Here is a 13,915-nt window from a genome sequence, read left to right on the forward strand (position 1 = left end):
CATGGAGGATGCAATGAAGAGGATCACTTGGATCGTCGCGTGCGCCACGACGCTCGCGCTCGCGCTTTTCGCGCTGTCAGGATGCGGCTCGAAGGCGGAAAACGCTTCGGTCGCCGTCGGGCCGACCGAAGGCATGGACTTCATCGTCGGGTTCGACCAGGAATACCCGCCCTACGGGTTCGTCGGCGACGACGGCCAGTACACGGGCTTCGATCTCGAGCTCGCCAAAGAGGTCTGCGCGCGCAACGGCTGGAACTTCAAGGCCCAGCCGGTTAACTGGGATGCGAAGGACGCCGAGCTCAACGGCGGCGCTGTCACGTGCCTATGGAACGGGTTCACGAAGGAAGGCCGTGAGAAGAGCTATACGTTTTCCGAGCCATATATGCTGAATGGCCAGGTCGTAGTCGTGAAAGCCGATAAGGCCTCCGAATACGGCACGCTTGACGCGCTTGCGGGCAAGACGGTCGTGACCCAGGTCGATTCCTCCGCCCTCGAGGTTCTGCAGGGCGCCAAGGCCGATCTGAACGCCTCCTTCGCCGGCGGCGCCGTGAACCAGGTCAGCGACTACAATGCCGCGTTCATGGATCTTCAGAGCGGCGCGTGCGACGCTGTGGCCTGCGACCTCTCCATCGCCGAGTATCAGATGTCCGCGAATCCCGGCGCATACGCGGTGCTCAAGGATACGCTGTCCGACGAGCACTACGCGGTCGGTTTCGCCAAGGGCAACACGGAGCTCGCCGACGCCGTCACCGAAACGCTGCGCGAAATGAACGCCGACGGCACGGTCAAGGCGCTCTGCGACAAATATGCCGAATATGGCATTTCCTATGAGAACTGGACGCTGAAGTAGGCACGGCACCGATACGGTAGAATCGCGGGCGGCGATGCGTCGCCCGCGATTCGTGCGTTCGGGCGCGGACGCGGCGCGCGCATTGCAGCGCGACTTGGAATTCGAGGGAAAGGGGCGTCCATGGCGATTTCGACCATGCTGTCCATACTTGGGCAGGGCTTCGTCATAACGCTTGAGATATTCTTCCTGACGCTGATCGGATCGCTGCCGCTCGGCATCGTGGTCGCGCTTGCGCGCATGAGCAGGATCAAGCCGATTTCCTGGATCACGAAGTTCTACATCTCCATCATGCGCGGCACCCCGCTGATGCTGCAGATGTTCGCCATCTACTTCGCGCCGTACTACGTCTTCGGCATCGAGCTTTCCCCAGGTTCGAAGTTCACGGCCACCATCGTCGCGTTTGTCGTCAACTACGCGGCGTATTTCGCGGAAATCTATCGCAGCGGCATCCAGTCCGTTCCGCGCGGCCAGTACGAGGCGGCCGCGGTCTTGGGCTATTCGCGCGTCCAAACGTTCATGATGATCGTGCTTCCCCAGGTCATCAAGCGTATCCTTCCCGCAATGGGCAACGAGGTCGTCACGCTGGTGAAAGACACGTCGCTCGCGTTCTCCATAGGCGTCATGGAGATGTTCTCCTCGGCGAAGGCTATCGCGGCCTCTCAGGTCAACATGCTCCCGTTCGCGTTCGCCGCGGCGTTCTACTGGGCCTTCTGCCTGATCATCGAATTCGTCATGGGACGCATCGAAAAGAAGCTCGACTACTACCACGACTAGCCCGCGCGATCGGCGTGCCGGCCTGACGGCTACGGATCGCCGATGCGTCGCGTCGGCGCGGCGGATGCGGTTCGTCGCCCGTGCCGGCCGCGCATGGGGCTTGTCGGATAAGGACGGCGAGCCCGTCTTTCGTCTTGAAGCGTAAAGGAGCACCGTAATGCCTGAGAATCGCCCGGTCCTGCATCTTGGACATGTCAAGAAGAGCTTCGGCGGCGTCGAGGTTCTGAAGGACATCTCGATCGACGTCGAAAACGGCGAGGTCGTTGCCATCATCGGCCCGTCGGGCGGCGGCAAGTCGACGCTTCTGCGTTGCGCGACGCTGCTCGAAACGTTCGATTCGGGCGAGCTTTCCTACGGCGACCTCGAGGTGGCCGTCACGCGCGACGGACGCGCCTCGTATGCGGGCAAGGACGTCTTGAAGCAGGCGAAGTCTCGTTTCGGTCTGGTCTTCCAGAATTACAACCTGTTTCCCCACTACACGGTCATGAAGAACATCTCCGACGCGCCGATTCACGTGCTCAAGCGCGATCGGGCGGAGGTCGAGGCGCATGCGCGCGAGCTCATCGCGAAGATGGGGCTTCAGGGCAGCGAATCCAAGGTTCCCTGCGAGCTTTCGGGAGGCCAGCAGCAGCGCGTCAGCATCGCGCGCGCCCTCTGCATGGATCCCGACATCGTGTTCTTCGACGAACCGACGAGCGCGCTCGATCCGGAGCTCACGGGCGAGGTGCTCAAGGTCATCAAGAACCTTGCGGCCGAGAAGATGACGATGGTCATCGTCACGCACGAGATGCAGTTCGCCCGCGATGTGGCCGATCGCATCGTGTTCATGGACGGCGGCGTCATCGTCGAAGAAGGCGCGTCCGAAGATCTGATCAACAATCCGAAACATGAACGCACCAAGGCGTTCCTCTCGCGTTTGAGCGAATAGGCGATCCGGCGTCGCCGGCCCCTGAAAGAAGAGGCCCGCATGGCGCGGGCCTCTTCGGTGGTGCAAGGTGCGGAAAACGCCGGTCTTGTCATTCCTTCGGCTTCAGCATGCCGTAGCCGCCGTTGCTGCGGCGATAGACCACCTGCACGTCGTTGCTGTCGCGGTCGGTGTAGACGAAGAAGTCGTGGCCCAGAAGATCGATCTGGATGAGCGCCTCCTCTTCGGTCATCGGCGAGTATTCGACTTCCTTCACGCGGACGATCTCGTCATCCGAAAGCTCTTCCATGAGCTTGTCGAAATCGGTCGGTTCGACGGGCGTGCCTTCGGCGCCCTTCAGCGTCTCGCGCATGCGGTGGTCGATCACGCGGGTCTTGTACTTGCGCAGCTGGCGCACGACCTTGGCGGCGGCGATATCGATGGCGGCGTACATGTCGGTGTCGCGCTCTTCGACGCGGATGACATGGCCCTTCGGGCGCAGGGTTACTTCGCAGATGCAGGGAACGACATGGGATTTCTCAATACGGAGTATGACTTCGGCTTCGATCGAATAATCGTCGAGGACCTTCATCGAGTTGCCGATTTTCTCGATCGCGTAGTCGCGCAGAGAATCGGTGACGGTGATGCGACGACCGGTGACCTTGATGTTCATAGGCTCCATCCTTTCTTTCGGATGTCTTACTGAAACCATGGTACCACTCCGTCGCCGCGGGGCGCGGGTTCAGTTGTCCGTCCGATATCTGCCCGAGAGCTTCCCGGCATCTCTCCAGCGTCAGTCAAGAGGCGTGCGTTCCTGAGGACGCGCTGCGTGAACGTGGTATGGTGCGGATAGCTCCTGATAAATGAGCCGACGCAAGTGTGGTACCATCTTATGTCGGTTATTTCCAGGCTCTATCTGCATGCATAGGAAGAGGCGAATATGTCAGGGCATTCCAAGTGGGCTACCACCAAGCATCGTAAGGCCGCGCAGGACGCGAAGCGCTCGGCCTTGTTCAGCAAGCTTTCCCGCAACATCACCGTTGCCGCGAAGGAAGGCGGCGACCCGAACCCTGAGAACAACGCGTCTCTCGCCGCCGCCATCGACAAGGCCAAGGGCTATTCGCTGCCCAAGGACAAGATCAAGACCGCCATCGACAAGGCGTTCGGCACCGGCAAGGATGCCGCGACCTACGAGACCCTGACCTACGAAGGCTACGGTCCGGCCGGCGTCGCCATTCTTTGCGAAGCCCTGACCGATAACCGCAATCGCACCGCTGCCGATGTGTCCGCCGCATTCCGCCATGCGGGCGGCAACCTGGGCACTCCCGGCTCCGTCGCGTTCCAGTTCGATCGCAAGGGCCAGATCATGGTCGACAAGATCATCAAGAGCGAAGAGAAGAAGGTCGCCGACAAGGAAAACGCCGTCGACGAAGACGAGTTCATGATGGCCGTCGCCGAAGCGGGCGGGCAGGACTACGAGGACGCGGGCGAGGAATGGATCGTCTATACCGCGCCGACCGAGCTCATGGCCGTCAAGAACGCCCTGAACGAAGCCGGCATCGAAACGAAGGGCGCCGAGCTCACGATGATTCCGCAGAACCCCGCCGAGGTCGGCGTCGCCGATGCCAAGAAGGTCATGCGCCTCATCGACAGGCTCGAAGAGCTCGAAGACCTTCAGAACGTCTATCACACGATGGACATCACCGATGAAGTCGCCGCAGCTCTTGACGAGGAGTAACGGCTGCGCAGATTCGATATGGCGCAAGGCGGCGGGCGAGCTATCGTCCGCCGCTTTTTCGTGCGCGCGCTCGCCGTCGGTATGGTAGTATAGCGAACAAATGTTTGATATTCGTTCGGAGAAAGGAGGCTTGTTCGTGACGGATTGCGCGTCCCGCGTGATTCTCGGGATAGATCCGGGCCTTGCGAACACGGGCTGGGGAATCGTTCGCCAGACGGGCGGGCATCTCGCCTGCCTCGCGTACGGTTGCATCTCGACGTCGCCGAATACCGACCTCTCCCAGCGCCTTCGCAAGATATACGACCAGATGGCCCTTATCGTGCAGCGCTACGAACCGAACTGCCTCGGTATCGAAACGGTCTGGTTCGGTGCCAACGTGCAGAGCGCGTTCGCCACGGGACAGGCGCGCGGCGCTGCGCTCGCGGCCGTCGCGCGGTTCGATGCGAAGGTGGGGGAGTTCTCTCCTTCGCAGATCAAGAAGGCCGTGACGGGCGAAGGCAGCGCGGAGAAAGACCAGGTGGAATATATGGTTCAACAGCTGCTCTCATTGCCCGAGCCTCCCCGCCCCGACCATGCGGCCGATGCGCTTGCTGCGGCCATTTGCTTCGTCACGCATGAGCTTCCCTACGTTGAGAAGGGTCGTTTCCGATGATCGCATTCCTGAACGGCGTCGTCGCCGGAAAGAACCAGAGCACCGCCTTCGTCGATGTGGGAGGCGTGGGGTTCGCGGTCGGCATGTCCGCGAACGATCTTTCCCGTCTGCCTCCGACGGGGGAGCGCGTGCTCATCCATACGTATTTCGCCGTGCGTGAAGACGCCATGACGCTCTACGGTTTCCTGTCCCTGGAATCCAAATCGCTCTTCGAAAAGCTCATCGGGGTCTCAAGCGTCGGCCCCAAGATCGCGCTGGCGGCTCTTTCCACGTTCAAGGCCTCGGAATTCATCGCTGCGGTGCTTTCCGGAGATGCGGCGGCCGTGTCCAAAGTTCCTGGAATCGGGAAGAAGATGGCCCAGCGCATCATTCTGGAGCTGAAAGGCTCCCTTGCCGATGCATCGGTGGACGACCTGTTCTCGACGAAGGCCGGGGAGCAGGCGGCTCGTTTGCAAGGTGCGAAAGAAGCCCTGCTCGCTATGGGGTTCACGTCCGCCGAGGCCGATGTCGCGCTCAAGGATGCCCCGGAAACGCTCGTCACGGACAGCGCCTTGCTACAATATGCGCTGCGTCGCCTGGGCGATTAGGCGATCGGCGCCCGAACGCAGAGGTTTTCGGCATCGGGGCCCTGGGCGCTTGGGTGCACCGAAGCGTGCGACGCGAGGCTCCGGTAGATCGGTTCTGCTTGGGCGATCGCATGAGGCGCTTGGGCGCGTCGACGCATGCGGCGCGGCGTTCGGAGAGCGTCGGGCGGCGGTTCGTTTCGATCGAATCGTGGTTTCGGGTCCGCGCGACGGCGACGCTCGCTCCATGCGGGGTACCGTGCGGATAGATGATGATGGACAAGGTGAGGAAGGGTTCGCGCTGTGGTTGCATCGGACGACAGGGGATTCGCCGAAGGCATAGAGGGCCTGCTGTTCGAGGCGTCTGGCCAAGGCGCTTCCTCGGCTTCACGCGCCGACGCGTCCGCCTCCGGTCCTCGCGTCGTCGCGCCTGAGCTGACCGAAGACGACCTTGCCCTCGACCGCTCCCTTCGCCCGAAGCGCCTGATCGACTATCTGGGGCAGACGCGCATCAAGGAAAGCCTTTCCATTCTGATTCAGGCTGCGCGCCAACGGGGCGAATGCATGGATCATGTCTTGTTCAGCGGACCTCCGGGCCTCGGCAAGACGACGCTTGCAACCGTGGTCGCCAATGAGCTGGATGCCAATATCCGCACGACAAGCGGCCCTGCCATCGCCCGTCCAGGGGATCTTGCGGCCATCCTCACCAACCTCGAAGACGGCGATGTGCTCTTCATCGACGAGATCCATCGACTGAATCGCCAGGTCGAAGAGGTGCTCTACCCCGCACTTGAAGATTACGTGCTCGATATCGTCGTGGGGAAGGGTCCTGCGGCCCGCAGCATCAGGCTGGATCTTCCGCGCTTCACGCTTGTCGGCGCCACGACGCGCACCGGGCTTCTGACGGGCCCGCTGCGCGATCGTTTCGGCATCGCGTTTCGCCTGAACTACTACACGCCCGAGGAGCTGAGCGATATCGTCGCGCGCTCCGCCGGCATTCTGGACGTCCCTATCGACGCCGACGGCGCCATTGAAATCGCCCGCCGCAGCCGAGGGACGCCGCGACTTGCGAACCGCCTGCTCAAACGAGTGCGCGATTGGGCGCAGGTACGGGGGACGGGCATCATCGACGAAGACGTGGCGGCGCAGGCCTTAAGCTTCTTCGAGGTCGACTCCCTCGGGCTCGATGCTCTGGACAACCGCATCCTCGAACTGCTCTGCGTTTCGTTCGGAGGCCGCGCCGTGGGGCTTTCCACGTTGGCGTCCGCCCTGTCCGAGGATCAGGATACGGTGGAAGACGTCTACGAGCCGTTCCTTATCCAGCAAGGTCTGATCATTCGTACGCCCAAAGGCCGTCTGGCCACCGATCGCGCGTACGAGCACATGGGAATCAAGAGGTCCTGATGCTTCAGCAAGACTACCTGATGCGCATGCTCATCCAGTTCTTCCAGGCCGTCACGCGCGCCATGGAAGAGGGCAACAAGCGCCGCCCCGACGAAGCCGCCGAGGCGCTCGAGAATGCGATGTCCGAAGCCATCGACATGGATGCCAACGTGATGCTGGGGCTTGAGCCGACGAGCTTCGCCTCGATCGCATCGGTATCCGGCACCGATCCGCGCGTCGTGGAATACCTTGTGCGGTCACTGTCTCTTGAAGCGACGTATCTGGACGAGGCCGGGAAGGGTTCAATCGCCGACCTTCGTCGCCGGCAATCCGACGCCTTGGCCGACGCCTTCGATATCGACCGCATCGATCACGAGGCCCTGCCCGTGGAAGATCTCGAATCTCAGATGCGCGACATGCTCCGCGCCGACGGCATCGAGGAAGCCGATCTCGAAAGATAGGCGCGTCTCGTTTCCGTAGGCCGCATCGTCCCGTATGCCCCATTCGATCGTCCGGAACGAAAAACTTTCCTGCAGACTCGATATCGCCCGTGTGCGCGGCGAAAACTGGGGTATAGTTCATAGTGCCGCTTACGAGCGCGGATGAGCCTTTCGTCATCCGCATCGCTGGATTGCGCGAGGTCTTCAAGGATAATCGAATCCGTATAGACGTCCGTTGCAGCATGTGGTCGCTTTGAGGCATCTCTTGTGTGGCGGCGTAGAGGTAAGAATGGCGTCAAGCCACATTGAATGCTTCTCGGAGACGGGAAGAGAAAGAGGCCGAAGATGGCAGAAGGTACCGTCAAATGGTTCAGCCCCGAGAAGGGCTACGGGTTCATCTCTCAGGCGGATGGCGAAGATCTCTTCGTTCATTTCTCTGAGATCAAGATGGACGGTTACAAGACCCTCGAAGAGGGCGCTCGCGTTCAGTTCGAGGTCACGACCGGCTCTAACGGCAAGCTCCAGGCGAGCAACGTCTCTCCTCTGTAAGTCTTCTTACGCGACCATCATAGATGTTGATCGACGGCACACGCCGCCGATCAGGAATGTCGTCCCGGACGTCTTGGGGCGGCATTCCCGTTTTTCGGGACTGAAATAGGGGCTGAAACGATCACGCAGCCATCGCTTGCGCCAGCATCGGAGCATGCATCAAGCATCAAGCAAGCGGTCCACTTCGGAAGCTGCACGCTATCGGGCGCCTTGCAACGCCCATTTCCAAGCGGGGACTACGTGAACGGTTCCTGCCTCCCTTGCGAAATCGCCCTCTTCATCCATGGTTATCACCCAGCCGCAGTCAAGCCCGAAACGCTGCATTGCCTCTTCGAGCGCGGCGAACTCACGTTTCCGCGTGGCGTCATCCCGCATCGAGTAGCACACCTGGTATAGCTCATACGCTTGGCCGAAGGCCTCGTCTCCGACGACGAAGTCGACTTCCCTGCCGCTTGCGAGCTTCAACATGGAAATCGATGAAAGCCGCCTGACGGCAAAGCGCCGTCTGAGCTCCAGGTACACTGCCGTTTCCAATGCACGCGTAAGGCCATCGGTCGTTGCCGGAGCCATCGCGATCATGGCTCCGGGATCCACTGCATACAGCTTGTACCCGCCTTTTCGAAGACGATGGACCGAATGGGTGAACTGGAAGACGCCGAATACCAGATGGGCATCCTCTAGGGCATCCACCATTTCCGCTATGGCGGCGCGACCAGGGGAGTATCCGAGCGATTTGCCCCATCCATCTATGCGCGAGATGGAGAAATCCCTGCCGCTCGAGGACACGGCTATACGAGCAAGGTTCGCCACGAACGATGGATTGGAGAATCGATGACGCTCTATGGCATCGCGGGCAACGGTCATCTGAACATAGGATTGAAGAAGGGATACTCTTTCGTCATCGGATCTTCCCATTGAGGCGGGAAAGCCGCCCTGCACAAGATAGGATCGCCATGCGGATTTAGCTTTCGACACCTCGACCTTGCCCAAGGGCGATTCGCCGCGGATCCCGATGTCGTCGCATCGCACCCGCTCTCGAAAACTGAACGGCAGCAGCTCATACGTCACGGAGCGCCCCCTGAACTCCGTCGCTACATCCGAAGAGAGCAGACGGGAAGACGACCCGGTTACGAACATCGTTGCTTTTTCCGTATCGACGATTCTTCGAGCGGTTATGTCCCAGCCAGGAACATCCTGCACCTCATCGAAAAAAAGATACGCGCCTTGCTCGCGCGCGATCGGATTGAGTTCGAAGAATATTTCGAGCACGCGATCGATCGCATCGGATGGATAAGGGCGCAAACGATCATCGTCGAAGTTGAAGTAGCAGATACGGTTTTCGGAAATCCCTTCTTCCTCAAGTCGAAGAATTTCCTGGAATAGACGGTAGGTCTTTCCCGAGCGCCGCATGCCCACGATTACTTTCACAAGATTTCCTGCTTCCGGAGCATCGATGGCCCCCAACGACAAGTCGCGGTTTACGAGTCTTGAAGCATGCGCAGGCAGAACGGTCGTATGGAAGTCCTCGAGAAGCATACGGATGGTAACGTCGATATCGAATCCCGACATTTTGCCCTCGTCTCATATTAATGATAGAATCTCTTACATTATAGGACATATATTGTAACAATCGCTACCAATATATGCATCATAGCATGCGAGCAGGAGGGTTTTCCCCGATGAGCATCCTGCCGATGCGGGAGACTTTCAGACGTGATGAGCGACATGCCGGCAGACGATGCTATAGCAACGGCAAGATGCGCCTACGACCGCTTCGCTTCGCCCAAGCGCTCGCAGAAGGCCAGGAAGTCGGCGGACGACCCGTGCTTCACGTCGTCGAGGCGCACGCCGCCCTCGCGTTCGATCAGGAAATCCTCGATGAGGAACAGATCGCATCCAAGCTTCGTCGCAATGCCGTCTTCAAGCGTGTTATTGCCGACCATGAGCACCTCGCGCGCTTGGGCGCCGGCGCGTTCGAGCGCCTCGGCGTAGAACGCGAGCTGCGGCTTCACGGCGTGCGCCGTGTCGTAGGTCGTCATGAACTCGAAGTCGTCGGGATCAAGCCCCGCCCACCTCACGCGGGCTTCGACGGCCGGCAGCGGGAAGAGCGGCATCGTGGTGACGGCCAGGCGATAGCCCTTGTCTTTCAAGGTTTTCACGGCGGCGACGATGCGCGGGTTCAGTGCGACGTTCGCACCCAGGGCGTCGAATCCATGCAGGTAGTATTCCTCGAGCAGCGGTTCGAAATCCACGCGTGCGTGTCCGCGGGCCTCGAACGCCTTCCAGAACGCATCGGTGTTCAGCACGTCCGTCCCCGAACGCCCCATATCGCCCGTCGACGCGAATATATCTTCGACCAGCGATTTCGCATCAAGTCCCTTGCGCCCGAAAAACGCGCCCAAGGCTTGGGCGTATCCGCCGAGGAATTCGTCGAGCTCCATCGGGAGCAGCGTTCCGTCCAGATCGAAGAAAACCGTCGAATAGGTCGAGGTCGACCGGGTCGGACTCGTGCAGTCCGCGCTCGCAGAGGCGGAGGGTGCATGCACAGGATTCGAGTGGACAGAAGCTGCAGGGGTAGCATTCGAAGCCGCAGAAGCCGCAGGTGCCGTAGATGTCGCAGAAGCCGCAGAAGCCGCAGGATCCGTAGGTGCCGCGGAAACCGTGGCTTGTTCTCTCGCGATGTCGTTCATATGCATCCAATCTCGTGCCCATCGTTTCCTCGAGCATAGGACTCCTCGCCGGATGCCGCACCCGCCATGCATCCATGTGCGGCAATTCTCTAGATGTGTGCGCGAAGGTGTCGGCCGTCCCGTATCGCGTGATACCATATCTAGGTTGAGCGGACGAAGACGACCTGCGAAAAGCCGAATCGAGGCATGGCGCCGGCCGTCTCTCGGACAGGCGGGGCGCGCCCGTGCGATCGCGGGGAAGAAACGCACAACCGCCCATTGCGGCATCCACAGATTCGAATCAGGAAGGCGAGGCCAGGTCATGAAGCTTCTTCTGCACGCATGCTGCGGCCCCTGCACCCTCGAGCCCCTGCGTCTGCTCCTCGAAGAGGGGCATAAGATCTCCATCGCGTACATGAATTCCAACATCCAGCCGAAAACCGAATACGACCATCGGTTGGAGACGTTGCTCGCATTCGCGCGGGATCAGGGAATCGAAGTCCTCGAAGGCTTCTATGACGCGCATGCGTGGGCGACGCGCGTCGGATCGTACGGCCCGAGCTCCGAAACGCGTCCCGACCGCTGCCGCGCCTGCTATCGGCTGCGCCTGGAAGAAGCCGCCGCCTATGCGGCCGCGCACGGATTCGACGGGCTCGCCACCACGCTGACCGTGAGCCCGTACCAATACACGGCCGTCATCGGCGAAGAGCTCGCCGACGTGTGCGCTGCGCACGGACTCGCGCCGGTGTTCCACGACTATCGCGAGAACTACGCGGAGGCCACGCGCCGCAGCCGCGAGATGGGCATGTATCGCCAGGACTACTGCGGCTGCGGCTTTTCCAAGGTGGAGGCCGACGACGAACGCGCCATGCGCGCGGCGGAGCGTGCCCGCGCGAAGGCCGAGCGCGAGATACGCCTCGCGCCGATCAAGGCGCAGAAGGAACGGGAACTGGCGGCCAGGCGGGCGGAGAAGCAGGAATACGCCTCGCGCCGCGCGCGCCAGAGGGCCGCGCTGAAGGAGTACAAGAAGACGCATGCGAACCGATGATTTCGATTACGACCTGCCTGAACGCTGCATCGCGCAGGAACCCGCGCCCGTGCGCGACGCCTGCAGGCTGCTGGTCATGGACCGCGAGACCGGCGCGCTCGCCGACCGCATCTTCCGCGATATCGAAGGCTATCTGAACCCCGGCGACCTGCTGGTCGCCAATAGCACGCGCGTCATGCCGGCGCGCCTTCTGGGACGCAAGCGCACGACGGGCGGCGAAGCCGAGGTCTTCCTTCTGCGCGAGCGCTTCGACGTGGAGCCCAAGGCCGACGCATCGGCCGTATGGGACGTGCTCGTGCGTCCCGGCAAACGCCTGAAGCCGGGCGCCATCGTGGATTTCGTCGACGGCGAAGGGGCCGTGGCGCTTTCCGCCGAGATCATCGACTGGGGCTTGGAAGGCGGTAAGGGGGAGCGCATCGCGCGCCTCTCCACCGAACGCTCCTCGCTCGACGAGGCGCTGCATGCCGTCGGGCGCACGCCGTTGCCGCCCTACATCAAGCACTACGCCGGCGACGAGGAGATGTACCAGACCGTCTATTCCCACGACGAGAAGAGCGCCGCCGCCCCGACGGCCGGGCTCCACTTCACGCCCGAGCTCATCGAACGCCTGCGCGCCAAGGGCGTCGCATGGAAGACCGTCGAGCTCGAGGTCGGGCTCGACACCTTCCGCATCGTGGACGAGGACGATCCGACGCAGCACACGATGCACACCGAGCATTACACGGTATCGCAGGAGGTCGTGGATGCGTGCGATGCCTGCCATGCGCGCGGCGGGCGCGTCTTCGCCGTGGGCACGACGAGCGTCCGGTCGCTCGAAAGCGCATTTGACCGCGAGGCGGGCCGCCTGCGCGCGCGTGACCATGAGGCGACGTCCCTCTATATTCTTCCTGGCTTCGAATTCGGCGTCGTGGACGGTCTCATCACGAACTTCCACGTGCCGCGCTCCACGCTCATGATGCTGGTCAGCGCCTTTTCCACGTGCGAAAACGTGCGTGCGGCCTATCGGCACGCCATCGAATCCGGCTACCGCATGCTGTCGTTCGGCGATGCCATGCTGTTCATCTAGGGCGCGCGTCGGCACGCCTTTCCGGTCGGTCACCGCATCGCATTTCGCATGGTCCGAGCAGGACGATCGGGGTGCATCAAGAAGATCAGAGGAGGATCGATGTCGCTTTTCGACGTCACGGTGGAAGCGTCCTGCGGCGCCGCCCGTGCGCTTTCGTTCGAAACGGCGCACGGCACGGTGCGCACGCCGATGTTCATGCCGGTGGGCACGCATGCTACGGTCAAGGGCATCACGCCCGACCAGCTGCATGCCCTGAACAGCCAGGTCGTGCTCGCGAACACGTACCACCTCTACATGCGTCCCGGCGTCGACGTCGTGGAAGAGGCCGGCGGGATCCAGCGGTTCATGAACTACGACGGGCCGATGCTCACCGATTCGGGCGGCTTCCAGCTGTTCAGCCTCGACCACATGATGAAGACCGACGCGGACGGCGTCACGTTCCACGCGCGCGACTACGACGGCAGCGCGCATCGCTGGACGCCCGAATCCAACATGGACATCCAGCAGCGCATCGGCGCCGATATCTGCATGCAGCTCGACCAGTGCATCGGCTACCCGTGCGAGAAAGAGGACGTCGCGGCGTCGACTGCGCTCTCGTGGGAATGGGCGAAGCGCTGCTGCGACGCTCATTCGCGCATCGACCAGGCGCTCTTTGCCATCGTGCAAGGGGGCATGCACCTCGACCTGCGTCTTGAAAGCGTGCGTCGCCTGCTCGAGATCGATGCGGAAAGCCGTTCGTCGGGCGGCCGGGGCTTCCAGGGTTTCGGCATCGGCGGATATTCCGTCGGCGAGCCCCACGACGTGATGTTCGAAACGCTCGGCCAGGTCACGCGCGCGCTGCCCGATGACCGCCCGCGCTACCTGATGGGCGTCGGCAACCCGACGACCCTCGTGCGCGCCGTGCGCGAGGGCGTGGATATGTTCGACTGCGTGCTGCCGACGCGCACGGGACGCATGGGCACGGCGTTTTCCAGCCAAGGCCGTATGAACATGCGCAACGCCAAATACAAGCGCGACTTCACGTCGCTCGATCATGCCTGCGACTGTCCGGTCTGCCGGCAGTACACGCGCGCCTACCTGCGGCATCTCGTCATGCAGAAAGAGATGCTCGGCGGAATCCTGTTGTCCGTCCACAACCTGCATTTCCTGATCAGCTTGATGGGTCGCGCACGCGAAGCGATCCTTGACGGAATCTACGAGGAGTTCTATCGCGCTTGGATGGCCTCTCCGGCCGCGAACGACTACTGATCCGATCGCGCAACAGTCGGCGGGCGGCCGC

General features: G+C 61.7%; 15 protein-coding genes. 12 read left to right on the forward strand and 3 right to left on the reverse strand.

Features of this window, described 5'->3' with window-relative positions; translation table 11 throughout:
• Window positions 1-13 precede the first annotated feature (13 nt).
• The 3 genes from HMPREF1155_RS02160 to HMPREF1155_RS02170 all read left to right on the forward strand — a co-directional run bounded on the left by HMPREF1155_RS02160 (window position 14) and on the right by HMPREF1155_RS02170 (window position 2,552).
• Window positions 14-850, forward strand: a complete 837-nt coding sequence (locus HMPREF1155_RS02160; protein ID WP_009076809.1) for a transporter substrate-binding domain-containing protein — start codon at window positions 14-16, stop codon at window positions 848-850.
• A 120-nt stretch (window positions 851-970) separates the two neighbouring features.
• Entirely contained in the window at window positions 971-1,624 is a 654-nt protein-coding gene (locus HMPREF1155_RS02165) for an amino acid ABC transporter permease (protein WP_009076911.1), read from the forward strand.
• 157 nt (window positions 1,625-1,781) lie between these two features.
• A complete protein-coding gene (locus HMPREF1155_RS02170; protein ID WP_006362072.1) occupies window positions 1,782-2,552 on the forward strand; it encodes an amino acid ABC transporter ATP-binding protein in 771 nt (256 codons plus the stop codon).
• An 88-nt stretch (window positions 2,553-2,640) separates the two neighbouring features.
• Here HMPREF1155_RS02170 and hpf read toward each other — a convergent pair whose 3' ends face one another.
• Window positions 2,641-3,201 (reverse strand): ribosome hibernation-promoting factor, HPF/YfiA family, encoded by a 561-nt coding sequence (hpf, locus tag HMPREF1155_RS02175; protein WP_009076884.1) that lies wholly within the window; start codon window positions 3,199-3,201, stop codon window positions 2,641-2,643.
• A 267-nt stretch (window positions 3,202-3,468) separates the two neighbouring features.
• Here hpf and HMPREF1155_RS02180 point away from each other — a divergent pair, with 267 nt between their 5' ends.
• From HMPREF1155_RS02180 to HMPREF1155_RS02205, 6 genes are all read left to right on the forward strand, one after another.
• Window positions 3,469-4,266 carry a YebC/PmpR family DNA-binding transcriptional regulator gene (locus HMPREF1155_RS02180; protein ID WP_009076863.1) on the forward strand — a complete coding sequence of 266 codons (798 nt, stop codon included), beginning with the start codon at window positions 3,469-3,471 and terminating at the stop codon, window positions 4,264-4,266.
• 100 nt (window positions 4,267-4,366) lie between these two features.
• Window positions 4,367-4,918 carry a crossover junction endodeoxyribonuclease RuvC gene (ruvC, locus tag HMPREF1155_RS02185; protein ID WP_050999252.1) on the forward strand — a complete coding sequence of 184 codons (552 nt, stop codon included), beginning with the start codon at window positions 4,367-4,369 and terminating at the stop codon, window positions 4,916-4,918.
• Complete coding sequence (ruvA, locus tag HMPREF1155_RS02190) at window positions 4,915-5,505, forward strand: Holliday junction branch migration protein RuvA (RefSeq protein ID WP_006362068.1); 591 nt, start codon at window positions 4,915-4,917, stop codon at window positions 5,503-5,505. Before ruvC ends, ruvA begins: the two co-directional genes overlap by 4 nt.
• A gap of 279 nt (window positions 5,506-5,784) precedes the next feature.
• Complete coding sequence (gene ruvB / locus HMPREF1155_RS02195; protein WP_009076899.1) at window positions 5,785-6,885, forward strand: Holliday junction branch migration DNA helicase RuvB; 1,101 nt, start codon at window positions 5,785-5,787, stop codon at window positions 6,883-6,885.
• Complete coding sequence (locus tag HMPREF1155_RS02200; protein ID WP_006362066.1) at window positions 6,885-7,325, forward strand: hypothetical protein; 441 nt, start codon at window positions 6,885-6,887, stop codon at window positions 7,323-7,325. The genes ruvB and HMPREF1155_RS02200 overlap by 1 nt, the downstream gene beginning before the upstream one ends.
• 324 nt (window positions 7,326-7,649) lie before the next feature.
• Entirely contained in the window at window positions 7,650-7,853 is a 204-nt protein-coding gene (locus tag HMPREF1155_RS02205) for a cold-shock protein (protein WP_009077005.1), read from the forward strand.
• A gap of 198 nt (window positions 7,854-8,051) precedes the next feature.
• Here HMPREF1155_RS02205 and HMPREF1155_RS02210 read toward each other — a convergent pair whose 3' ends face one another.
• Entirely contained in the window at window positions 8,052-9,422 is a 1,371-nt protein-coding gene (locus tag HMPREF1155_RS02210) for an ATP-binding protein (protein ID WP_009076828.1), read from the reverse strand.
• Between the two features lie 194 nt (window positions 9,423-9,616).
• Window positions 9,617-10,951 carry an HAD family hydrolase gene (locus HMPREF1155_RS02215; protein WP_369791714.1) on the reverse strand — a complete coding sequence of 445 codons (1,335 nt, stop codon included), beginning with the start codon at window positions 10,949-10,951 and terminating at the stop codon, window positions 9,617-9,619.
• On the opposite strand from HMPREF1155_RS02215, the gene HMPREF1155_RS02220 reads away from it, so the two are divergent.
• The 3 genes from HMPREF1155_RS02220 to tgt all read left to right on the forward strand — a co-directional run bounded on the left by HMPREF1155_RS02220 (window position 10,845) and on the right by tgt (window position 13,884).
• Window positions 10,845-11,570, forward strand: a complete 726-nt coding sequence (locus tag HMPREF1155_RS02220; RefSeq protein ID WP_009076991.1) for an epoxyqueuosine reductase QueH — start codon at window positions 10,845-10,847, stop codon at window positions 11,568-11,570. The two genes, HMPREF1155_RS02215 and HMPREF1155_RS02220, sit on opposite strands and share 107 nt — an antisense overlap.
• A complete protein-coding gene (gene queA / locus HMPREF1155_RS02225; protein ID WP_009076983.1) occupies window positions 11,557-12,636 on the forward strand; it encodes a tRNA preQ1(34) S-adenosylmethionine ribosyltransferase-isomerase QueA in 1,080 nt (359 codons plus the stop codon). The genes HMPREF1155_RS02220 and queA overlap by 14 nt, the downstream gene beginning before the upstream one ends.
• Before the next feature lie 99 nt (window positions 12,637-12,735).
• The gene (gene tgt, locus HMPREF1155_RS02230) at window positions 12,736-13,884 is read left to right on the forward strand and encodes a tRNA guanosine(34) transglycosylase Tgt (protein WP_039993194.1); all 1,149 of its coding nucleotides are present in this window, start codon (window positions 12,736-12,738) and stop codon (window positions 13,882-13,884) included.
• The last annotated feature ends 31 nt before the right edge of the window (window positions 13,885-13,915 follow it).

This window comes from Slackia sp. CM382 (assembly GCF_000293015.1).
GTDB classification, from domain to species: Bacteria; Actinomycetota; Coriobacteriia; order Coriobacteriales; family Eggerthellaceae; genus Slackia; species Slackia exigua.

Excerpts from the sequence above, each read along its gene's own strand:
- HMPREF1155_RS02205 (WP_009077005.1), top strand. The coding sequence starts at position 7,650 with ATGGCAGAAGGTACCGTCAAATGGTTCAGCCCCGAGAAGGGCTACGGG.
- HMPREF1155_RS02160 (WP_009076809.1), top strand. The coding sequence starts at position 14 with ATGAAGAGGATCACTTGGATCGTCGCGTGCGCCACGACGCTCGCGCTC.
- tgt (WP_039993194.1), top strand. The coding sequence starts at position 12,736 with ATGTCGCTTTTCGACGTCACGGTGGAAGCGTCCTGCGGCGCCGCCCGT.
- HMPREF1155_RS02165 (WP_009076911.1), top strand. The coding sequence starts at position 971 with ATGGCGATTTCGACCATGCTGTCCATACTTGGGCAGGGCTTCGTCATA.
- hpf (WP_009076884.1), bottom strand. The coding sequence starts at position 3,201 with ATGAACATCAAGGTCACCGGTCGTCGCATCACCGTCACCGATTCTCTG.
- ruvA (WP_006362068.1), top strand. The coding sequence starts at position 4,915 with ATGATCGCATTCCTGAACGGCGTCGTCGCCGGAAAGAACCAGAGCACC.
- HMPREF1155_RS02180 (WP_009076863.1), top strand. The coding sequence starts at position 3,469 with ATGTCAGGGCATTCCAAGTGGGCTACCACCAAGCATCGTAAGGCCGCG.
- HMPREF1155_RS02215 (WP_369791714.1), bottom strand. The coding sequence starts at position 10,951 with ATGTTGGAATTCATGTACGCGATGGAGATCTTATGCCCCTCTTCGAGG.
- HMPREF1155_RS02220 (WP_009076991.1), top strand. The coding sequence starts at position 10,845 with ATGAAGCTTCTTCTGCACGCATGCTGCGGCCCCTGCACCCTCGAGCCC.
- queA (WP_009076983.1), top strand. The coding sequence starts at position 11,557 with ATGCGAACCGATGATTTCGATTACGACCTGCCTGAACGCTGCATCGCG.
- ruvC (WP_050999252.1), top strand. The coding sequence starts at position 4,367 with ATGTTTGATATTCGTTCGGAGAAAGGAGGCTTGTTCGTGACGGATTGC.
- HMPREF1155_RS02200 (WP_006362066.1), top strand. The coding sequence starts at position 6,885 with ATGCTTCAGCAAGACTACCTGATGCGCATGCTCATCCAGTTCTTCCAG.
- HMPREF1155_RS02210 (WP_009076828.1), bottom strand. The coding sequence starts at position 9,422 with ATGTCGGGATTCGATATCGACGTTACCATCCGTATGCTTCTCGAGGAC.
- HMPREF1155_RS02170 (WP_006362072.1), top strand. The coding sequence starts at position 1,782 with ATGCCTGAGAATCGCCCGGTCCTGCATCTTGGACATGTCAAGAAGAGC.